We start from the raw sequence: 20,162 nt of genomic DNA, 5'->3' as shown, positions 1-20,162 counted from the left end.
TAAGCCATAGATAAAATGAAAAACACCCAACCAATTAAGTGAACGCATGAGGCTAAACTTCACTTAACTAGATGGGTGCTTATAAGCATTATGCTTGAAGTGATTTATAGAGGTTTTTTTGCTTTGTTACCAACGAGATATTTTTTACCTTAAGATGAAATTTATTGATTAATAAATTTTCTACATCAAACTATTTCTGTAATGCTGTAACACTGTGTATTTCCTGCAATAGTCAGTGTTACTTCATCATCAATTTGCTTGCCAATCAGTTGTTTACCTAACGGTGCTTCTCGGGTTACAACAAAAATAGGTTGCTCTTTTATGGTCACAACTAAGCCACCTGCACTTGGGCCCATAAAAAACCACTTTGAATTATTTTGCTCATCGATAAGACACACTAATGCACCTTCACGAACCTTATTAAATTCGCTTTCTTTAAACACCGTATTGAATGCTTGAATGTCACGGTAGCACTCATTGACTCGCTCAGCTTGCCCTTGGGCTAAGTACGCCGCTTCTAAACCCAACGTATCGTATTGGGTTTCAGCAACACTCTCTGCGTGAGTTGCCGCATCATGGGCCGCTTTTGCCGCTTCTTTGGCATTTTGCAGTTGTGCCTCGAGCGCAAAGCGTAAATGTTCAATTACATGTGTTTTATTCATATCAAAGCAGTTAAAACAGAAAAGCCGCTATTCTATGGAAAAATAGCGGCTGATGAAAGTAAGTTATAAAACTGGCTTACGGCATATCCATATAAGCTTTAGTTTTATCATCCAGTGTTTGGGTGTAATTTTCTGAACTTAACCCCAATAACTGCGGCAAGGTGGCGGCGATACAAATCGATGAGAAGGTTCCCACCACAATGCCAGCAAATAACGCGATGGCAAAGCCCGTTAATGCAGCCCCTGCAAGTAGCCAAATACAGGCAATGGTGGCAAGTGTTGTGCCCGAGGTGATCAATGTACGCGTTAAGGTAGAACCAATTGCATCGTTAATCACAACATGGGTGTTAATGCGTTGATTGTCTGGCTGAATACGTAAAAGCTCTCTGACTCTGTCGCCAACAATAATTGAGTCATTTAATGAATAACCAATAATCGCCAATAAACTTGCCAGCACGGTTAAATTAAATTCAAGCCCTAATAAAGAAAACAAGCCAAGCACTAAAATTAAATCATGTAATAGTGCAACCACTGAACCTACTGCGAGTCGCCATTCAAAGCGCACAGCTAAATAAACCATAATGGCAATCAGCGCCGAAAATAATGCTAAACAACCTTGTTCAAAAAGCTCATCACCCACTTGTGAGCCTAAAAATGAGCTCGAAAGTACTGTATATTCTACGCCTTGCTCATTCAGCTCTGCTTGCCAAGTACTGGCTTTGCTCACCTCTGGCGCTTCTCTTAAAACAAAGTGATATTCGCCCGCTTTACTGATGGTTAATTTGCTTGCAACCTCAGGGCTTAACTTTGCTTTTAAATCAGAGATTGCCGTGACTGACGTTGTGTTAATTTCAGTGATGTAGCCACCTGTAAAATCAAGGCCAAAGTTTAGCCCTTTGACAGATAAAACAGCTAAGCTTGCAATGACTAACACACAACTTAGCAATAACCCTAAAACGCGCGCTTTACTCGCCGCAGTTAATGTTGACCAACTCATGCTTTAGCCCCCGTTAGATTGGTTAGTTTAATGTAGAGTGTTTGGCTAAGCGCTTTTGAAATATAAACGCCAGTAAAGACACTGGTTAATAGCCCAAGCGCTAACGTGATTGCAAAGCCTTTCACCGGCCCATAACCAATGGCGTATAAAATAATTGCCGTGATCATCGTAGTCACATTAGCATCAAAAATGGTCGTAAATGCTTGGTTATAACCTTGTTCAATTGCTTGATAAGTAGGCCGTCCTTTACGCTTCTCTTCTTTTATTCGCTCAAAGATAATCACATTTGTATCAACGGCCATACCTATTGTCAGTACTAACCCTGCAATACCCGGTAAGGTCAGCACAACACCCGGTAATAGCGACATTAAACCAACTAAAGCCGTTAAATTAAGCAGTAAAGCAATATTGGCAATCAGTCCTAAGCGACGATACCAAAGCGCCATAAAGGCAAGGGTAATACCGATACCCAGCATTAACGCAGCTAAGCCATGTTCAATATTTTCACTGCCTAAGCTTGGGCCTATGGTTTGTTCTTGAACGATTGTCACTGGCGCTGTGAGCGACCCTGCGCGCAGTAAAAGCGCTAAATCGTAGGCTGCTTGTGGGCTTTTCATATTAGTAATGCTAAAACGTGAGCTTAAGTGCTGTGCAATGTTTGCAACATTGATCACTTCGCTTTTTTTCACAACTTCGCCATTTGCATCCCGTGAGTATTCAGAATACACCGTGGCCATTGGCTTACCTATGTTGTGCTTCGAAAAAGCAGACATCGCATCACCACCTTGCGAATCTAAACTAAGCTGAACTAAAGGCTTGCCCCATTCATCTTTACCAACACTGGCGTTATTAATGTGATCACCTGAAAAAATCGCAACAGGGTTTAAATTAACAACGCCACCGCCTTGCACATTAAACGCTTTACCACCTACTTCGACAACTTGATAAAAATCAAGGGTCGCAGTTGCACCAATAATGCGTTTAGCTTCTGATGGGTCTTGCACACCAGGTAACTCGATGCGAATGCGCTGTTTACCTTGTCTTTGCGTTACCGCTTCTGTAATACCAAGCTCTTCAATACGACCGCGCAGGGTTGTTAAGCTTTGCGCCATGACTTGTTTATTGAATTCGCTTTGGCTTTGCTCATTAAAATGCAGTAATACCGTGGTTAGGTTATTAGTCGTTGATTTAGTTTGCATCAGGCCTTTGAATTGACCTTGTAACGTTGAAATGAGTCCTGCAAGTTGCTCTTCACCGCTTGGTAATATTTGTAGCTCAACCCCTTCTTTTACAACACTTGCCCGAATACCACGAATTTTATCTTTACGAAGCGTCAATTTAGTTTGTTGATACACACTGTTTAAGTGCTCTTGCATTGCTTTATCTAGGTCAACATCAAGCACAAATAGCACCCCACCATTTAAGTCGAGCCCCAACTTAATCGGTGAAAGGCCAAGCTGCTGAAGCCACTGCGGGCTTGTTGCATGCTCAACAATTTTAGCTTCCAGCTGTGGGTATTGTGTTTTGATAAAGCTCAGTGCATTAGCACTTTGAGTCGACTCAGTTAATAAAATAACCAGTTGATCTTGGCTATCTTTGGCTTCAGTCACTTCAAAACCATGTTGATTGAGTGAAGATGTCACACTTTGCAGCGTCACAGTTTGATCTGGCAAGCTAATGTGCAACCAAGACTTATTAGGGTAAAGGTTAGGTAGTGCGCTAACCGCTAATAAAATACACGCCGCTATCATAGCGACATAACTCATTTTTAGACGACGCCATAGCGCCGGCTTTGATTTATGTGACATACATGACTTCCTTCCGGCATTGTCAGCCGGTAAAAATTAATTCCAAATATAAAAAAGTAACGAAGGAAGTCGTTTAGCTATGGTAGGTCGTATTCGCTTTGTACAAGAGATTAGCGTCTTTCCAGCCACTAATGCGGGATTTACGTTGAGTGGCTAACGCAAACCATGGGATCTCACGCACAGCACCTGGCGGCGCTAAAAAGTGCTCTTTCCCCCAATCTTCAGCAAAGAATTCAATTAATAGCTCGTAATCAGGATCAACCTGACTATGATAAAGAAACAATGATGAATTACTGGCAGTTAAACGCGGCACTAGGGTATCAAACCCCGATGGTTTTACCGGCTTAGGATGTTCGACTGCATGAGTTTGGGAAATAACTGGGGGTTTAGTCAACTCAACTTGGAACAATTTAGTCGCAGCAAAGTGTGACTGAGTGTCAGGCATAGCCATGCTCTGTGCACTAAAGAACACAGTAAATAGCAAGATAATGACTGAGAAAAACCGTAACAAGAACTGACCAATAAATTAAGCGGATAACATGACTATAATGAGGGTAAAAAAATAAAACACAAGGTATTACTTAAATAAAAGTAACTAAAATAAAGCGAGCCTAATTAGACCCGCTGATTAATTTAACTTTGTTAAACAAGTTAAACTTCTAATGATGACATGTCGATAACAAAGCGTGAGGCCATATCACCTTGCTTTAATTTATCGAAAGCGTCATTAATCTCTTCCATTTTGATCATTTCAACTTCAGGCAAAATATTATGTAACGCACAGAAATCGAGAATCTCTTGGGTTTGCGCAATACCGCCAATCAATGAGCCAGCAACACGGCGACGCCCCATTAATAACGGCACTGAGTTAGACTCAGCAAGCTCACCTACTTGACCAACTAATACTTGAGTTCCATCAATATCTAAAAGCGGAATATACGGCGTAAAGTCGTGTTTTACCGGAATAGTGTTAATGATCACATCAAATTGATTAGCATGTGCTTGCATGGCTGCTTCATCGCTCGATACCAATAAATCTTTTGCGCCATAAGATAAAACCTGCTGTTTTTTCTTATCACTACGGCTAATTGCCGTAACATGTGCGCCCATTGCAGCTGCGATTTTAATCGCCATATGACCTAAACCACCTAAACCAATCACACCAACACGGCTACCAGGCCCCACATTCCATGTCCGTAATGGCGAATAGGTTGTGATACCCGCACATAGAATTGGCGCACATTTAGCAAGGTCTAAACCTTCTGGTACGCTTAATACAAACTCTTCACGCACCACAATGTGTTTTGAATAACCACCTTGAGTGAGTTCACCACTGATGCGGTCTTGGCCTGAATAGGTTCCTACCATGCCTTCGCGACAAAACTGTTCTTCACCGTGATGACATTGGTCACAGCTTAAACAGCTATCAACCATACACCCTACTGCAACATTATCGCCCACTTTGTATTTAGTAACGCCGCTGCCGACTTCAAGAACGCGGCCGACAATTTCATGGCCAGGCACCACTGGGTATTGAGTCCAGCCCCAATCGTTTTCTGCTGTGTGTAAGTCTGAATGGCACACACCGCAATAAAGAATTTCAATGGATACATCTTCATCACGAAGTGCACGGCGTTCAAAATGATACGGCTCTAATGGTTTTTCAGAATCATGTGCTGCATAACCGACAGTTTTCATGCTTACTCCTTAATTTTCTTCGTGTTTAACTCATACATTAACTAATTTGCTAATGCATTGGTGTATAATGCATTCAGTATAGAGGTAAATCTGCAAACTACACTTGCCTAAAACACGAAAGCTTTTGCCTATTTTTATCAAATTGATTTTAAGAGACCCCCATGCGTGGAATGAGCCGCAAAGAACAGGTGACGAAGTCGCCTGATGCAATGAACCTATCACAAAGCATCAAAACACTCTGGCCCTATTTAATGACCTTTAAAGGCCGCGTTATTTTAGCCGTACTGGCGCTTATTGCAGCAAAAGGCGCCACATTGCTGATGCCTTGGGCATTAAAGGAAATAATTGACGCGGTTGATGCGAGTATCAACCCGCTATTAAGCGTTCCTATTGCCTTGCTCATCGCGTATGGTTTACTGCGCTTTGCCAGTGTGTTTTTTGGTGAAGTTCGCGATGCATTATTTGGCCGTGTCACAGAGCATGCGATGCGCCATATTGGCTTAAAAGTATTTAAACACTTACATAGTTTAGAACTTGCCTTTCACCTTGATAGGCAAACAGGTGGAATTAGTCGCGATATAGAGCGTGGTACAAGTGGTCTTAGTTTTTTAATGCGCTTTTTGATGTTTAACATCGTACCAACGCTATTTGAAATAATCACAGTAGCTATTATTTTTGCGACCTTGTTTTCACCTTGGTTTGCACTCGTCACCGTTATCGCGGTCGCTATTTACATTGCTTTTACTGTAATTGTAACTCAGTGGCGTAACCGATTTATTCGTGAAGCAAATGCTGCCGATAACAACTCTAACACCCGTGCTATCGACAGCTTACTAAATTACGAAACCGTTAAATACTTTAATAATGAACACTATGAAGCGAGCACTTACGACGGCTTTTTAGCTAAGTGGGAACAAGCGAGGCTAAAAAACCGTTTATCATTACTGGCGCTTAATTCTGGGCAAGCTCTTATTATCGCCGCGGCTATTACAGCACTAATGTGGCTAGGTGCCAGTTCCGTGGTCAATAAAGAGCTGACCATAGGTGAGCTTGTGATGATCAATGCTTACATGATCCAGCTATTTTTGCCGCTTAACTTTTTAGGCTTTGTTTATCGTGAGATACGCCGTGCACTGACTGATCTTGAAAATATGCTGGGGCTGTTAAATCGAAAAGCCGCCATTAGTGATGACAAAGATGCAAAACTATTAAATACAACAAAAGCAGCCATTCGATTTGAAAATGTGTCGTTTAGTTACGACAAACAAAGGCCAGTTATAAATAACTTAAGCTTTGAGGTTACTTCAGGCAGCAAAGTGGCGATTGTGGGTGCCAGTGGTGCAGGTAAAAGCACCCTTAGCCGCCTGCTCTACCGATTTTATGATGTCGATGCGGGTAAAATTTATATCGATGAGCAAGCAATCAACACTGTGACACTTGAAAGTTTGCGCCAAGCAATTGCCATCGTACCGCAAGATACCGTGCTATTTAATACCAGCATTCGCGAAAACATAGCCTACGGAAACCCAAAAGCAAGCGAAGAGGAAATTGATAAAGCCATAAGCCTTGCCCACTTAGATGGATTTATTGCAAGTCTAGATAAAGGCGATAAAACCCTTGTTGGTGAGCGCGGTTTAAAAGTATCGGGTGGTGAAAAACAGCGCATTGCAATTGCCAGAGCCATTTTAAAAGGTTCACCGATTTTATTATTTGATGAGGCAACGTCGGCACTAGATTCGCATTCAGAGCAAGCTATTTTAAGTGCGATGCGTGAAGTCGCACAAAAGCACACCAGCATAGTCATTGCCCATCGTTTATCAACAATTACTGACGCAGACAAAATTATTGTGATGAAACAAGGACAGGTTGTTGAACAAGGTCAGCATCAGCAACTACTTGCAGCGAATGGTGAATACGCACGAATGTGGCAGTTACAGCAAAGCGATGAATAAACACTGTTAACTACTAGGTTAAATGATTAGAATAACCGCTTTATTTTTATCTATAACAAAAAGGCAACACGCAGATGGGCAGAGCTTATCAAAACAAAAAAGACTCAATGGCAAAAACTGCGGGTGCAAAAACCAAAGTTTATTCAAAGTACGGAAAAGAAATTTATATCTGCGCTAAGAATGGTGGTGTTGATCCCGATGGCAACTTAGCGCTTCGTCGCTTAATTGAGCGTGCTAAAAAAGACCAAGTACCTACGCACGTAATCGAGCGTGCAATCGATAAAGCCAAAGGCGGTGGCGGCGAAGATTACGTAGCAACACGCTACGAAGGTTACGGCCCGGGCAACTGTATGATTATTGTTGACTGCTTAACCGACAACAACAAACGTACCTTCGCTGACGTACGTGTTTGTTTTACTAAAGCAAATGCAAAAATTGGTGCGCAAAACTCAGTATCACACTTATTTGATCACCTAGCTATCTTTGTATTTGATGGTGATGATGACGAAGCTGTTTTAGAAGCACTAATGATGGCCGATGTTGATGTAACAGATGTAGAAGTTGAAGACGGTAAAGTCACCGTATTCGCGCCACACACAGAATACAACAACACCCGCACAGCACTTGAAGAAATGGGAATAACTGATTTCCACGAAGATCTAATTGCTTTTGTGCCGCAAGTAGAAGCACCGATTGAAGGTGAAGACGTTGAAGTCATGGAGCGCTTTTTAGCCATGCTAGAAGATTGTGACGACGTACAAAACGTTTATCACAACGCACAATTTTAATGTCATATTATTTAACGGCTAATAATTTAGCCGTTAAATAGCCTAGCGATTACTTTTGTTTTTTAAAAGGAAATAGCTGCTGCCTAAGCATGCCTTCAGGCATGTAGTCACCAACCACCCCGTATTTATCAGGCCATTCAGCTTGGCCTTTTACAGCGGTACCTAACAAATAATCTAAAAACGAAAAGTGCGCGGCATAGTTTCTGTCGATGGCTGCTTTATCTGAAGAATGGTGCCAATGATGAAATTGTGGTGTAACAATCACATACCTTAACCAGCCAAACTTCACTCTTACGTTAGCATGGTTAAACACAGCCTGAAAACCGACAATAATCACATAAAGGCTAATCACTTCAGATGGAAAACCTAACACAAAAATCGGTGTGAGCACTAAACTTCGGGTGACTAAAATTTCTAAAATATGCTGTCGAGAGCCTGCCAACCAATCCATTTCTTTTGCACTGTGATGTACAGCATGAAAACGCCAAAGCAGTGGTACTTCATGATAAGCACGATGTACAAAATACTGCATTAAATCGGCTACTAAAATAATCAAAAACAGTTGTAAAAGAAACGGCATTTGTACAATAAAGCCTTGCACAGTCTCTGATACCGCCCAACCAAATGCATGATGCACAAACTGGTTAGTAGCAAGCAGTACAAAACCGATAATTAAATGATTTACAAAGAAATGGTTCAAATCACCTTGCCACTCAGCGCGGAGGATCTTTTGCTCCTTACGATGCGGTAAAAGCTTTTCTATTAAGATAAAAATGAGTGTAGAGCCAAGTAAATCAAGAATAAACCAATCAAGCCCTAAATACGGCGTGTTATCTCTGAAGTCGCCCACTTCAACATTCGGCCCGCCAAACGCAATTGCCACAACTATAAAAAACCAAGCCGTTGCACCTAGCCGTTTATTAGTATTACGAACAAAATTCAAGAGCCCTAAACTGCCCGAAATAATTAATGCCACAAACATTAGCTGACGTAAAAACTCAACACTGTAATTTTGTCTGAGCTCTGGCGTCGTTAAGTACTCGGGGAAATGAAACGCTAATACCCCTAAACAGGATAAAATAGCCAAAAAGCACGCAATATAGCCACTAATATTGCCTTCACCGATCTGGAATTGTTCAGCGCGGAACACTCGTTGCGAAAGACGAGACATAACACAAAAATCCATTTAAAAATTTATCGCAGCATAGCACAGAAGCTTTTAGGAAAAAAATATCAGCTAACCCTGCGTAATTATATGTACACAACTCATTGATATTAATGTCATAAAGCCTAAAAAATTGGTTTTTAGTGATACAATGCTTAATCAATTAACCTAATTTAAAATCTAACTGCACTTGAAGATTTTTTTGCATTACTGCAACACCGTTTTCAACTTTAGGCGCATATTTCCAATTAGATAGGGCCTTAATCGCTGCTTTATCAAAGATGTGCTCAGGCACAGATTTTAAAACGTGAATATTAACTGGTTCACCATGTTCACTAATATCGAAACTCATTTGAACATAGCCTTCAATTCTATTACGTACAGCATGAATTGGATAAGTTGGATTTGCTGTTTTTTGCAGAACTGCATGAGGCCTTTCTGGCTGTGGTGTTGATGAACACCCCATAAATAAAACGAATGATAGTGACGTTAAAATTGAATATTTCATTAAAATCCTTTTGTATAGCTGACGCCTTAATAAACAGCAAAATTATTAAACTGCAATAAAGGACAAAGAAGCATAAACCTACCGCTTTTCATCCTCAGCTTAATTTTAAGATAACATTTGGCACTTTAGAAGCCTTACGAGTAACCATATGAACGATTTCTTTTGCAATCAATAAACCAAATCACTCAGTGTTTTGTCATAGAGTACGGTTTCAGGCTTGAGATAATCTATTAAAATCAGTTTTAGTGCATGCGTTAAAAAGTTAGGTTTGTGTCTGATTGACCATTTATGTACTGCTCTACATTGGCTTTAATGTAGCAACCTTAGCTACTAACTAATTAAGGGGCAACGTTGAGTTGTGTTGAATACTTGCTTTGTGCGTCATTATTGAATGGCTTGCTAACATGCTCTTAAACTAAACAAGAAACTCTTTGGAGTCCTTTGATTTCCAGTCCTTTTTTCTCATTACCGTGATAACTATATTTTCTTGATGATCATCACCATCAACCTTAATCTTATTTACAGCGCAAGGCATATTTATGTGTGAGACTGTACACCTGATATTAAAAGTATCATTGTGATTTAATTTTTTAAGCGCCCCTACGTGTAATGTTGTTAACCTATTAAATATAGAGTTAAGCTCAGCAATCATTATCAACGGATTATTACGTGTATCATTCATTCTATCTTTAACAAAGTGCTTAGATAACTTAAATGACATTTTATGGAGACGTAAAATTTCATTTACTGAGCTTTCAAGCGCAGCTATTTGAGCTTGTGAAATCATGTTCGCTTTTCCATAATGCTAAGATAAAGCTCTTCAAGCTTCGCGTTCAATTCAGAGTCACTTTTCGCAGAAATTGAACCAACCTCCTCTGATTCACTTACATTTCCAAGCCTCACATCAAAATTTTCATTATCAAAACTATCAACAAAAATATAGTTCTCACTCTCTTCATCAAAGAATGAAGCAAAGTTATCATCAACAGACATATTAAATTTCATCTTTTCCTCTTAATTACGTTTATGAATATCAATGCTGTCTTGGCACACTAACGCCCTGTTAAGGTTTGAGCGACGCAATACCGATACTGACGCATACCACATTAAACACTAAAGCCAATGCATGATGAAAATGCCACGCGTTGACAATAACCCTTAAAGATTTTGTTATACCTCTGATTTTTCATACTGTTTTTTAATCACTCTATACCCCTCAATCAATTTGCCACCAGGGGTAGATTTAGTCAATTTTGAGAAAAAATTGTCCATCTCACATAGCCCAGATTCACTACGAATCATTAACTGAGCTTCTTTAATACCTTTGCGGAAACCTTTCAACTTTTCAGAATCAATATCGTCTCTAAAAATGTTACGAGCCTCAACAAAAACCATTCCACAGTGCACCGTAATCTCTTCATTAAGGTAGAAGTTGTGCTCATCAGTGAACTCCATCACTTTTAAACCCGCTTGAAAAGCCAGTTCTTGTTTTTGCTCAGTATCAAAATCTTCTGAGTCGACTAAATTTGAAATTAGTGATGCAGCTGAGCTAATTTCTTTTGAAAAACGCTCGTAAATTTCTAAGCGTTTTTCAAAAACCTTTTCTGAGTATTTCTCTATTCTGGCATTTCTACGGAAATATTCGTTTAATAGAACACCAAGTAAAACACCGACTAAACCTACAACAATTTTTTCCATCTGACCTACTTACTATACACAGATATAATGCCTTGCTTACCGAAAAAATTGGAAGCAAAGCGAGTAATTTTCTCAAGTGCAGCAACTTGTTATATCTACTCAAATGTAGCTAGAATCGATTAGTAACGAACATCTACCCAACATTTAGACATCCATTTTGATAGGTAAACATTAGCCGTGATGGCGGCGAATGTGTTTAATTAAGCCTAATTGATCAAACTCAAGTGAAACAATATTGATTTTATTGTACTCGATAGTTTTGTCTAAATGAGCAGGCTTAACTTTACCTAATTCAGTCATTTTTACAAAAACGACATTAGCGCCAACCATTACCTCATTTATTTCTATTGAACTAAAGATAACTTCATCATTTAACTTACTAATCATATCCTCTCGGAGTTTTAATTTATCTGTATAAACAAATTTGAATTTGACGTGTTCATCAATAAAATCATCGGCTAGCAACGAGATAAAGTAGTCTATTTCTTTAATTGTCGTGTTGGGCTGTTGACGCGCATTTTTTGCTGCTACAAATGTTTTAGCTTTCTCAATTAATTGCTCTGAGGTGAATTTATCTTTTGCACTACCAGAAAATGACAGAAGAAAACAAATTAACACCAATATAGATTTTTTCACGAAACTCTCCTTGTATGTTTAGACAAAATAGCTCTCAGATGGTGTTAGCCTCAGCTTTTTTATACATTAGCTTAGTACGAAGCCAGGCACAAAATTATCAAAATACGACTTTAAAAAATTAAATTACACATAACTAGAAGGAATCACAATTGTTTAGACTACCTAGAACCGAGAACACATAAGTAAAAAGTATCGCCGCGGTAATGAGTAAAGCTACTCACAAGATATTCTTCATTGTATTTCCTTTGCCATTGAAATTAGCCATAAAATTCCACTTCAGTTTGTACACCGAATGGTAAAATAAATTCTCTAAATTCTGGGTCGCCTTTTTGTGCCTTTGGATATTTAAGCTGGTACATATTCTTTTTAAACATATTTAAGAATTGCTTGTTTTGTAATTTGTTATCCAACACGCTGACTTTCACAACATCACCCGCTTGATTAACCATCATCATGAATAAGATTTTATTATCTGACCGTCTAAATTCGTCTTTTGCTTGTGATATCACGTCTTTGGGAATAGTAAAGTTTGGTAAGTTACTTTGTTCTGTTGATGAGCAGGCCACTAAAAATAAGCATACGAGTATTAAAAATTTATTCATTATCTGTCCCTAAAAAATTTAAGAGACAAGATACTGTGAATAAATGCTTTTATCCAGTAAAAACCAAAAAAGCCACGATGAACGTGGCTTTGTTGGATAAAGCTTAAACTTTTACTGATCTATATAAGAACCTAATCTTATAAGAACTGACCTAGCGCTTTAACTTGGTCTAACATGCGGTTTGAGAAACCCCATTCGTTATCGTACCAAGCCATCACTTTAACAAGCTTACCATCTACTTTAGTTTGTGTAGAATCAAAGATTGAAGACGCTGGGTTGTGGTTAAAGTCGATAGAAACAAGCGGTAGCTCGTTGTATTCAAGAATACCTTGCATTGCACCTTCAGATGCTGCTTTTACTACTTCGTTGATTTCTGCTGCAGTTGTTTCACGCTTAGCAACGAACGTTAAGTCTACTAAAGAAACGTTGATTGTTGGTACACGTACTGCCATGCCGTCAAGTTTACCCGCAAGTTCAGGAAGCACTAAGCCAACTGCTTTAGCAGCACCTGTTTTCGTTGGGATCATTGATTGAGTTGCGCTACGTGCACGGTATAAGTCTGGGTGATAAACATCAGATAAGTTTTGATCGTTTGTGTAAGCATGAATTGTCGTCATGCTACCTTGCTCAATACCCACTGTGTCGTTGATTGCTTTTGCAATCGGCGCTAAACAGTTTGTTGTACACGATGCGTTTGAAATGATGTTGCTGTCAGCGTTTAATACGTCGCTGTTAACACCATGAACAACGGTTGCATCCATATCAGTACCTGGTGCAGAAACGATTACTTTTTTAGCACCCGCTTCAATGTGTTTAGCCGCTGCTTCACGTGAAGTGAATAAACCTGTACATTCTAAAACGATATCTACGTTTAGTGCTTTCCAAGGTAGGTTTGCAGGATCACGCTCTTGCGTAAGCGTAATTTCATCATTACCAATTAGCATGGTGTTTTCAGCAAGTGTTACTTTTTGAGAAAATTGACCGTGTACTGAGTCAAATTGAGTTAAATGCGCGTTAACATTTGCTGGTGCTAAATCGTTGATTGCAACGATTTTGATTTCGTTGTTTTGGGCTGACTCGTAAAGAGCACGTAATACGTTACGACCGATACGTCCATAGCCATTAATTGCAACATTAATCATTCTAATATCTCCCGTTAATTATTTTACTTCACTTGCTTGGCGAGCAAGCGCTTCAATGGCTTGCCAGTCTTTGTTTTCAATAAGTTGTTTATCTAGCATCCAAGTACCACCTACGCAGATAACGTTTTTAAGTGCGAGGTAGTTAGGTGCGGTTTCAAGGCTAATGCCACCTGTTGGGCAAAAAGTCACCTGTGGTAAAGGACCACCAATTGATTTAAGCATTGCCGTGCCACCTGCCGCTTCTGCAGGGAAGAACTTTAAGAACTTAAAGCCGTGGCTTGCTAATTTCATTACTTCACTTGGTGTAGCTGCACCTGGTAAAAATGGAATATCAGTGTCTTTAGCCAGTGCTAATAATTCGTCGTTTACACCTGGGCTAACCATGAAGTCAGCGCCGGCTTCAACAGATGCATTAAATGTCGCTTTATCAACAACGGTACCTGTGCCAACGTATGCTTCTGGTACGGCTTCTTTCATCAGCTTTACAGCTTCTGCCGCAATCGGCGTACGTAAAGTAATTTCTAATGCTTTTAAGCCACCGTTATAAAGCGCACGTGCAAGGGGTGCTGCATCTTCAAGTTTTTCGATAACAACAACCGGTACCACAGGTGCCGATGATAAAATTTTCTCAATGCTCATTGTATGTTCCTCATAGCCCAGTAACGGCGTATTATTATTCTAAACCAAAGGCGCTCGCGCCAAGGTCTGCACTACTTACTATATTTCTGAAACCTGCAAATAACTCTCGGCCTGTACCGTATGTTTGGCTTGGCTGGCTAAGTTGTAATTCACGTTTTGCTAATTCTTCATCGCTTACATGTACTTTTAATACACCCGCTGGTGCATCAAGGGTCACTAAATCACCTTCGTGGATTTTTGCGATTACACCACCTTCAACCGCTTCTGGTGCTAAGTGGATAGCAGCAGGCACTTTACCTGATGCGCCCGACATACGACCGTCTGTGACAATCGCCACTTTGTAGCCTTGGTCTTGCAGTGTTGCCATTACTGGCGTCAACTTATGAAGCTCAGGCATGCCTTTCGCTTTTGGACCTTGCTCTTTAATTACAGCAATAAAGTCTGTGTTTAATTCACCGCGGCTATACGCTTCTTGTAACTCACCTTGTGAGCTAAATACTTTAGCCGGTGCAGATACAATTTGATGTGACTCAGCCACTGCAGAAACTTTAATAACGGCTTTACCAAGGTTACCTGTTAGAAGCTGTAAACCACCCTGCTTGCTGAACGGGTTATCAATTGGGCGTAAAACATCTTCGTCGTGAGACTTTTCAGGGCACGCCACCCATTTGACTTTGCTCGGGCCTGTGCTGTTTGTCATTATCACTGATGAATCTTTATCTAGCATTGGCTCTGTGGTGTATGCTTCTAGGCCATCACCCACAATGGTTTTCACATCGTTATGTAAATAACCTTTGCTAAGTAGTTGCTTCATTAAGAAGCCCATACCGCCGGCAGCTTGGAAGTGGTTCACATCTGCTGAGCCATTCGGGTAGATACGCGTAAGAAGTGGCACAACTTCTGATAAGTCAGCCATGTCTTTCCAAGTAAGGATTACACCCGCTGCTTTCGCGATTGCGACTAAGTGGATTGCGTGATTCGTTGAGCCGCCTGTTGATAACAAGCCAACTAAGCCATTAATAATTGTTTTCTCACTCACTACATCAGCAAGGCAATTAGCATCTTTTGTATCAATTAACTGCTTTAACATGGTTTCGACAGCATGACCTGTTAAACCATCACGTAGTTCTGTGTATGGGTTAATGAAAGAGCTACCTGGTAAATGTAGACCCATGATTTCCATTAACATTTGATTCGAGTTTGCCGTGCCGTAGAAAGTACAAGTACCAGCACTGTGGTAAGAGGCGCTTTCAGCTTCTAATAACTCTTCACGACTTACTAAGCCTTGTGCAAACTTTTGACGAACACGGGCTTTTTCTTTATTTGGGATACCCGATTGCATTGGACCTGCTGGTAAGAAATACGTTGGTAAATGACCAAATGATAAGGCACCAATTAACAGTCCAGGGACAATCTTGTCACACACACCTAAACAAAAAACACCGTCGAACACGTCGTGTGATAAAGAAACCGCAGTAGACATTGCAATCACATCTCGTGAGAACAACGAAAGCTCCATACCGTCACGGCCTTGAGTAACACCGTCACACATAGCTGGCACGCCACCAGCAACTTGTGCTGTTGCATCGTACTTGGTAGCAATAGTTTTTATTAAATCAGGATATTCTTTGTAAGGCACATGCGCAGAAAGCATGTCGTTATAAGCATTAATAATCGCTAAATTTGGTTGCTCATCTGCTTTTAAACGAGCTTTGTCATCGCTGCTACAAGCAGCCATAACGTGTGCAATATTACCGCAACCTAAGCCGGCACGTACTCTTGTTTGTTTTTTTGCGTGCGCGATACGATCTAAATAAGCTTGGCGGGTCTCTTTACTACGTTCAATAACGCGTTCGGTGACTTCTTGGATACGAGGATGCAACATATAAATTCGACTCATCTCTATAGTTAGAGGATAAAGGCTCAGTGACAATTACAGACTCCACGAAAATAATTGCACTGAGCATCTTTGATTTACCCGTTCAAAGGTACGCTGACAGGCTGTCTCTCACAACCAACCTGACACCGGTGTCACTGTATTAACTCATGACTGTGACACCGGTGTCAACCTTATCTGTTAAATTTAGTTTAATTTTTTTAAATGACCAAATAATGAACAACACTATTTTAGCTAACTATGAGTAAAATTCATGCTCAAGTTATGTTTAAAGTTCCACTTTAACTTTGAATACCAAGAATATAACTCTTTAAGTTCAGGTGGTTATATAAAAAAATCGAGGAAGGAATTTACATAAAAAAAGCCCGAGAAAGCGTCACTCAATCTCGGGCTACTGTGAAAAAAACAAATTGAATTTTATTTAATTGCAGCTGTTGACTCGCGAGTAATTAGTTTTGCTTCAAGCGTTACCTGATAAGGTGTTTCTTGTGGATCACTAATATGACTGATTAGTTGTGTAACCGCTTGGTGGGTCATTTCTTCAACTGGCTGCGCAATAGTTGTTAGTCCAGGCCAAATATGACGTGCAATGGGTGCGTTATCAAAACCGGCAATTGAGATATCATCAGGCACTTTTAGTTGCATTTGTGTTGCTAGTTTAAGTACTGCAGCCGCCATATAGTCGTTTGATGCAAAGACTGCCGTTGGGCGCGGCTCTAAATCAAGAATTGTACGAGCACTATCAACACCTGAGTGATAACTAAAGTTACCCTCTTCTACTAAACGTTCATTAAATTCAATACCATTAGAAGCAAGCGCACGGCGATAACCTTTAAAGCGCTGCTCTGTCGCACTGTGATCTGGGTGACCTTTAATGAAAGCGATTTCTTTGTGACCTAATTTAATTAAATGCTCTGTTATTTCAAACGCACCTTGCTCATCATTACTGCGAACTGAAATAGAATCATCTTCAAGAACTGCAGATGCAACGCGCGCATATGGGATTTTTTTCGATTTTAAGAAAGTGACAAGCTCTGGAAAATCAGAAAATGGCGGCGTTAATACAATGCCATCTAAGCGCGATGTTTGAAGAAGTTGTTCAATATTGTTAATTAGGTCTTGCCCACGAAGTTCACATGGGTGGATCAATAAATTGTAATTATGGTCATGGCATGCTGCCAGCGCACCAGTTTGTACGCGAGTGATATAGCTTTTACTTGGGTTATCATACAAACAACCAATAATAAAACTGCGGTTTTGCGCTAAGCCACGGGCGATTGGGTTTGGTGTGTAATCTAGCTCTTTAAATACTTTTAGTACTTTTTCTCGGGTAGCATCACTCACGTTAGGCTCATTGTTGAGCACGCGAGACACTGTTTTTTTAGATACACCGGCGTAGCTTGCGACGCTATTAATGGTTACTTTTTTCATACCATAATCATCCAGTCCGCTCCAATTAAGCTCGACTACTAACGTGTAAACACGCAGCAGCACCTACCAGCGGAATATTATCTTGTGTTACCAAGGTTACAGGTATCTGTGAAGTATATTGCGACATAATGCCTTTGTCTGCAAAGCGTTCAACAAATCGGCTAGATAGTAAACGTTGTTGCATACGAGGTAAAATACCACCGCCAATAAATACACCACCTAGAGCACCAAATGTTAGGGATAAATCACCAGCTACACTACCAATCCAATCACAAAATTGATTAAGGGTTGCATCGCAGATATCACATTGTCCTGTCGTTGCAAGCTCACTGATTTGTGCTGCATCAAGGTTTTTTGCTGCAACGCCTTTAACGGCTGCCATCGCTTTATATAAATGCGCTATACCTGGGCCAGAAAAAACAGTTTCTACTGACACATGATTTAATTGCTTTTTAAGCTCGGTGATTAACTGGCGATCTAACTCTGTAACCGCTGCAAGGGTAATATGCCCCGCTTCGCAGCTAAGCACTGCACTGCCTTGCGAAGTACGCACCAAGCATGCAGCACCAAAGCCTGTGCCAGGCCCCATCACGGCAATATTGGCATTGTTGTCTGCTTGCCCTGCTTTAACAGCTACGTTTTGTGAATCATCTAAATAAGGCGCTGCATAGGCAAATGCAGCAAAATCATTAATAACTTCTAGCTGAGTGAATGCAAATTTAGCTTTTAGATTTTCAACGCTAAAATGCCAACCTAAATTAGTTAAATGAACTTGGCCTGCTTTAATTGGGCCTGCAACAGCTAAACACGCTCTGTTTGGCTTTGCATATGATATTTGACTGAAATAGTGCTCAATGGCACTTTCTAGGGAACCAAAATCTGCACTTGGAAATTTAAGGTTATGCTCAATGACAAATTGATTTGTATGTTCGTTAAAATCAGTGATTAAAGCAAAGCGCGCATTTGTGCCGCCAATATCGGCAACAAGGATAGGATCAAAATCGGTGTTAGACTGTGTGTTCATTATGTTTTCTCTATGTGTCTAAGCTGTTTGCCGCTTATTTTTATAGTTTTCAATGGCAAAGCCACTGTTCAAGATAACCTTTGAGTTATTAACTCAAAGCAACTATCTTTAGTATTAAAAAAGTGCTGCCCAAATAAATGGGCAGCCAAATACGTTTTGACAACAAAATGATAAAACATCGACATTATGACACCGGTGTCAGCATTGAATCAATAAAAATTTTAAATATTTGCCTTTGCATACGTATTTTACGACGAAGCACTTGCTTATTGAGCCCGTTTAGGGTTGTGATGCTACATCAAAAATGACTCTGTAACTTTACCATTTATAGATAAAAACGACTTATCATAAATAGCTTGAAAAAAATATTAAATAGCCGAAAATGGCCGTTACAAATCATCACTATTGCTTTGGAATTAATACCCTATGAAAGGTAAAGCGACATCTTTTGACATCGCACATTATGCAGGTGTTTCTCAGTCAACTGTGTCACGAGCACTTCGAAATAGCCCTTTGGTTAATGAAGAAACGCGCCGACGTGTTCATGAAGTCGCCAAACAACTTAATTACAAAGTAGATAAAAACGCTAGTAACCTCAGAACACAGCAAAGTAGTACCCTCGCGCTTTTGTTATTTGAAGACCCCACATCAGACGAATCACAAATAAACCCATTCTTTTTAGCAATGCTTGGTAGTATTACCCGGGCCTGTGCAAAAGAAGGCTATGATTTGCTTGTGTCTTTTCAATCAAGTAGCTCAGATTGGCAAGCTGACTACGAAGATAGCCACCGTGCAGATGGTCTGATCTTATTAGGCTATGGTGACTACTTAGATTACCAGCCTAAGTTCAGAACCCTTATTGAACAAAATACTAAGTTCGTATGCTGGGGTGCCAGTGTTGATAACCGCCCAGACTTAACTGTGAGCTGTGATAATTATGGTGGCGGTAAACTTGCCGCAGAGCATCTGCTTGCAACAGGCAGAACCGATTGTGCGTTTATCGGTGATGCCTCTGATCACAGCCCTGAATTTTTTGCTCGCTACCAAGGTTTCAAAGATGCTTTTATGGATAAAGGTATCAAGCTAAACGAACGAAAAATGGCGAATGCTATTTCTACAGAAGAATCTGGCTATCATGCTACCCGTTCACTTATAGCAAATAACATTCGCTTTAACTCACTATTTGCCGCCAGTGACCTGATTGCCATTGGTGCTATTCGCGCTTTAAAAGAAGCAAAAATTAAAGTGCCTGATGATGTTCACGTGGTTGGCTTTGATAACATTTCCATCGCTAATTTCGTCAATCCTCCGTTGACCACAATTCAGCAAGATACGACCTTAGCAGGGCAAATGTTAGTTGATAACTTGCTTAAATTAATTCGCGGAGAACAAGTGGAGAGCACCCTACTCCCACCAAGATTAATCATTCGTGGCTCGAGTGTATAAGTTAGTATGTAGCGATAGCTCCTCTGCATTTACACTCTAAATTGAAGCCTTTAAAAGCAATAAACTAAT

Annotated in this window: 20 protein-coding genes; 3 read left to right on the top strand and 17 right to left on the bottom strand. The window is 40.2% G+C overall.

The window, feature by feature from the left end; translation table 11 throughout:
• Nucleotides 1-185: 185 nt before the first annotated feature.
• The 5 genes from L0Z67_RS07680 to L0Z67_RS07660 form a co-directional block, all read right to left on the bottom strand.
• A complete protein-coding gene (locus L0Z67_RS07680) occupies nucleotides 186-662 on the bottom strand; it encodes a GreA/GreB family elongation factor (RefSeq protein WP_237127943.1) in 477 nt (158 codons plus the stop codon).
• 76 nt (nucleotides 663-738) lie between these two features.
• Complete coding sequence (secF, locus tag L0Z67_RS07675) at nucleotides 739-1,659, bottom strand: protein translocase subunit SecF (protein ID WP_237115166.1); 921 nt, start codon at nucleotides 1,657-1,659, stop codon at nucleotides 739-741.
• The gene (gene secD / locus L0Z67_RS07670; RefSeq protein ID WP_405128654.1) at nucleotides 1,656-3,467 is read right to left on the bottom strand and encodes a protein translocase subunit SecD; all 1,812 of its coding nucleotides are present in this window, start codon (nucleotides 3,465-3,467) and stop codon (nucleotides 1,656-1,658) included. Before secD ends, secF begins: the two co-directional genes overlap by 4 nt.
• 73 nt (nucleotides 3,468-3,540) lie before the next feature.
• Complete coding sequence (locus L0Z67_RS07665) at nucleotides 3,541-3,978, bottom strand: hypothetical protein (RefSeq protein ID WP_405128653.1); 438 nt, start codon at nucleotides 3,976-3,978, stop codon at nucleotides 3,541-3,543.
• 140 nt (nucleotides 3,979-4,118) lie between these two features.
• Nucleotides 4,119-5,165: an NAD(P)-dependent alcohol dehydrogenase gene (locus tag L0Z67_RS07660; protein WP_193988737.1), complete on the bottom strand. Its 1,047-nt coding sequence runs from the start codon at nucleotides 5,163-5,165 to the stop codon at nucleotides 4,119-4,121.
• 209 nt (nucleotides 5,166-5,374) lie between these two features.
• Here L0Z67_RS07660 and L0Z67_RS07655 point away from each other — a divergent pair, with 209 nt between their 5' ends.
• Both L0Z67_RS07655 and L0Z67_RS07650 read left to right on the top strand, forming a co-directional pair.
• Nucleotides 5,375-7,117: an ABCB family ABC transporter ATP-binding protein/permease gene (locus L0Z67_RS07655; protein WP_405128712.1), complete on the top strand. Its 1,743-nt coding sequence runs from the start codon at nucleotides 5,375-5,377 to the stop codon at nucleotides 7,115-7,117.
• 74 nt (nucleotides 7,118-7,191) lie between these two features.
• Entirely contained in the window at nucleotides 7,192-7,905 is a 714-nt protein-coding gene (locus tag L0Z67_RS07650) for a YebC/PmpR family DNA-binding transcriptional regulator (protein WP_054561631.1), read from the top strand.
• Nucleotides 7,906-7,954: 49 nt separating this feature from the next.
• On the opposite strand, the gene L0Z67_RS07645 is transcribed toward L0Z67_RS07650, so the two are convergent.
• From L0Z67_RS07645 to glk, 12 genes are all read right to left on the bottom strand, one after another.
• On the bottom strand, nucleotides 7,955-9,076 hold the full coding sequence (locus tag L0Z67_RS07645) for a sterol desaturase family protein (protein ID WP_237115162.1): 1,122 nt from the start codon (nucleotides 9,074-9,076) through the stop codon (nucleotides 7,955-7,957).
• Between the two features lie 157 nt (nucleotides 9,077-9,233).
• On the bottom strand, nucleotides 9,234-9,578 hold the full coding sequence (locus L0Z67_RS07640; protein ID WP_062568940.1) for an energy transducer TonB: 345 nt from the start codon (nucleotides 9,576-9,578) through the stop codon (nucleotides 9,234-9,236).
• Between the two features lie 415 nt (nucleotides 9,579-9,993).
• The gene (locus L0Z67_RS07635; RefSeq protein WP_405128652.1) at nucleotides 9,994-10,365 is read right to left on the bottom strand and encodes a hypothetical protein; all 372 of its coding nucleotides are present in this window, start codon (nucleotides 10,363-10,365) and stop codon (nucleotides 9,994-9,996) included.
• Nucleotides 10,362-10,583 (bottom strand): hypothetical protein, encoded by a 222-nt coding sequence (locus L0Z67_RS07630; protein WP_193988732.1) that lies wholly within the window; start codon nucleotides 10,581-10,583, stop codon nucleotides 10,362-10,364. Before L0Z67_RS07630 ends, L0Z67_RS07635 begins: the two co-directional genes overlap by 4 nt.
• A 165-nt stretch (nucleotides 10,584-10,748) precedes the next feature.
• On the bottom strand, nucleotides 10,749-11,276 hold the full coding sequence (locus L0Z67_RS07625) for a hypothetical protein (RefSeq protein WP_237118660.1): 528 nt from the start codon (nucleotides 11,274-11,276) through the stop codon (nucleotides 10,749-10,751).
• 171 nt (nucleotides 11,277-11,447) lie between these two features.
• Entirely contained in the window at nucleotides 11,448-11,912 is a 465-nt protein-coding gene (locus L0Z67_RS07620) for a nuclear transport factor 2 family protein (RefSeq protein WP_405128651.1), read from the bottom strand.
• Nucleotides 11,913-12,169: 257 nt separating this feature from the next.
• The gene (locus L0Z67_RS07615; protein ID WP_062568937.1) at nucleotides 12,170-12,514 is read right to left on the bottom strand and encodes a hypothetical protein; all 345 of its coding nucleotides are present in this window, start codon (nucleotides 12,512-12,514) and stop codon (nucleotides 12,170-12,172) included.
• 137 nt (nucleotides 12,515-12,651) lie between these two features.
• On the bottom strand, nucleotides 12,652-13,656 hold the full coding sequence (gene gap, locus L0Z67_RS07610; protein WP_193988728.1) for a type I glyceraldehyde-3-phosphate dehydrogenase: 1,005 nt from the start codon (nucleotides 13,654-13,656) through the stop codon (nucleotides 12,652-12,654).
• 18 nt (nucleotides 13,657-13,674) lie between these two features.
• Nucleotides 13,675-14,295, bottom strand: a complete 621-nt coding sequence (locus L0Z67_RS07605) for a bifunctional 4-hydroxy-2-oxoglutarate aldolase/2-dehydro-3-deoxy-phosphogluconate aldolase (protein ID WP_054551439.1) — start codon at nucleotides 14,293-14,295, stop codon at nucleotides 13,675-13,677.
• 34 nt (nucleotides 14,296-14,329) lie between these two features.
• The gene (edd, locus tag L0Z67_RS07600) at nucleotides 14,330-16,180 is read right to left on the bottom strand and encodes a phosphogluconate dehydratase (protein ID WP_237127949.1); all 1,851 of its coding nucleotides are present in this window, start codon (nucleotides 16,178-16,180) and stop codon (nucleotides 14,330-14,332) included.
• A 429-nt stretch (nucleotides 16,181-16,609) separates the two neighbouring features.
• On the bottom strand, nucleotides 16,610-17,623 hold the full coding sequence (locus L0Z67_RS07595; protein ID WP_193988727.1) for a LacI family DNA-binding transcriptional regulator: 1,014 nt from the start codon (nucleotides 17,621-17,623) through the stop codon (nucleotides 16,610-16,612).
• A gap of 25 nt (nucleotides 17,624-17,648) precedes the next feature.
• Nucleotides 17,649-18,647, bottom strand: coding sequence for a glucokinase (glk, locus tag L0Z67_RS07590; protein ID WP_193988726.1), 999 nt, complete (start codon nucleotides 18,645-18,647; stop codon nucleotides 17,649-17,651).
• Nucleotides 18,648-19,073: 426 nt separating this feature from the next.
• Between glk and L0Z67_RS07585 the strand changes: the two genes are divergently transcribed.
• A complete protein-coding gene (locus L0Z67_RS07585; RefSeq protein ID WP_062568930.1) occupies nucleotides 19,074-20,093 on the top strand; it encodes a LacI family DNA-binding transcriptional regulator in 1,020 nt (339 codons plus the stop codon).
• Nucleotides 20,094-20,162 lie beyond the last annotated feature (69 nt).

Origin of the sequence: Pseudoalteromonas sp. PB2-1, assembly GCF_045040605.1 — a bacterium.
Taxonomy (GTDB): Bacteria; Pseudomonadota; Gammaproteobacteria; order Enterobacterales; family Alteromonadaceae; genus Pseudoalteromonas; species Pseudoalteromonas arabiensis.
The sequence above is the reverse complement of the archived record's forward strand: the minus strand, read 5'-3'. Positions and strand labels throughout refer to the sequence as shown.

Excerpts from the sequence above, each read along its gene's own strand:
- L0Z67_RS07585 (WP_062568930.1), top strand. The coding sequence starts at position 19,074 with ATGAAAGGTAAAGCGACATCTTTTGACATCGCACATTATGCAGGTGTT.
- glk (WP_193988726.1), bottom strand. The coding sequence starts at position 18,647 with ATGAACACACAGTCTAACACCGATTTTGATCCTATCCTTGTTGCCGAT.
- L0Z67_RS07650 (WP_054561631.1), top strand. The coding sequence starts at position 7,192 with ATGGGCAGAGCTTATCAAAACAAAAAAGACTCAATGGCAAAAACTGCG.
- L0Z67_RS07630 (WP_193988732.1), bottom strand. The coding sequence starts at position 10,583 with ATGAAATTTAATATGTCTGTTGATGATAACTTTGCTTCATTCTTTGAT.
- secF (WP_237115166.1), bottom strand. The coding sequence starts at position 1,659 with ATGAGTTGGTCAACATTAACTGCGGCGAGTAAAGCGCGCGTTTTAGGG.
- edd (WP_237127949.1), bottom strand. The coding sequence starts at position 16,180 with ATGTTGCATCCTCGTATCCAAGAAGTCACCGAACGCGTTATTGAACGT.
- gap (WP_193988728.1), bottom strand. The coding sequence starts at position 13,656 with ATGATTAATGTTGCAATTAATGGCTATGGACGTATCGGTCGTAACGTA.
- L0Z67_RS07640 (WP_062568940.1), bottom strand. The coding sequence starts at position 9,578 with ATGAAATATTCAATTTTAACGTCACTATCATTCGTTTTATTTATGGGG.
- L0Z67_RS07645 (WP_237115162.1), bottom strand. The coding sequence starts at position 9,076 with ATGTCTCGTCTTTCGCAACGAGTGTTCCGCGCTGAACAATTCCAGATC.
- secD (WP_405128654.1), bottom strand. The coding sequence starts at position 3,467 with ATGTCACATAAATCAAAGCCGGCGCTATGGCGTCGTCTAAAAATGAGT.
- L0Z67_RS07655 (WP_405128712.1), top strand. The coding sequence starts at position 5,375 with ATGAACCTATCACAAAGCATCAAAACACTCTGGCCCTATTTAATGACC.
- L0Z67_RS07595 (WP_193988727.1), bottom strand. The coding sequence starts at position 17,623 with ATGAAAAAAGTAACCATTAATAGCGTCGCAAGCTACGCCGGTGTATCT.
- L0Z67_RS07680 (WP_237127943.1), bottom strand. The coding sequence starts at position 662 with ATGAATAAAACACATGTAATTGAACATTTACGCTTTGCGCTCGAGGCA.
- L0Z67_RS07635 (WP_405128652.1), bottom strand. The coding sequence starts at position 10,365 with ATGATTTCACAAGCTCAAATAGCTGCGCTTGAAAGCTCAGTAAATGAA.
- L0Z67_RS07615 (WP_062568937.1), bottom strand. The coding sequence starts at position 12,514 with ATGAATAAATTTTTAATACTCGTATGCTTATTTTTAGTGGCCTGCTCA.
- L0Z67_RS07660 (WP_193988737.1), bottom strand. The coding sequence starts at position 5,165 with ATGAAAACTGTCGGTTATGCAGCACATGATTCTGAAAAACCATTAGAG.
- L0Z67_RS07625 (WP_237118660.1), bottom strand. The coding sequence starts at position 11,276 with ATGGAAAAAATTGTTGTAGGTTTAGTCGGTGTTTTACTTGGTGTTCTA.
- L0Z67_RS07605 (WP_054551439.1), bottom strand. The coding sequence starts at position 14,295 with ATGAGCATTGAGAAAATTTTATCATCGGCACCTGTGGTACCGGTTGTT.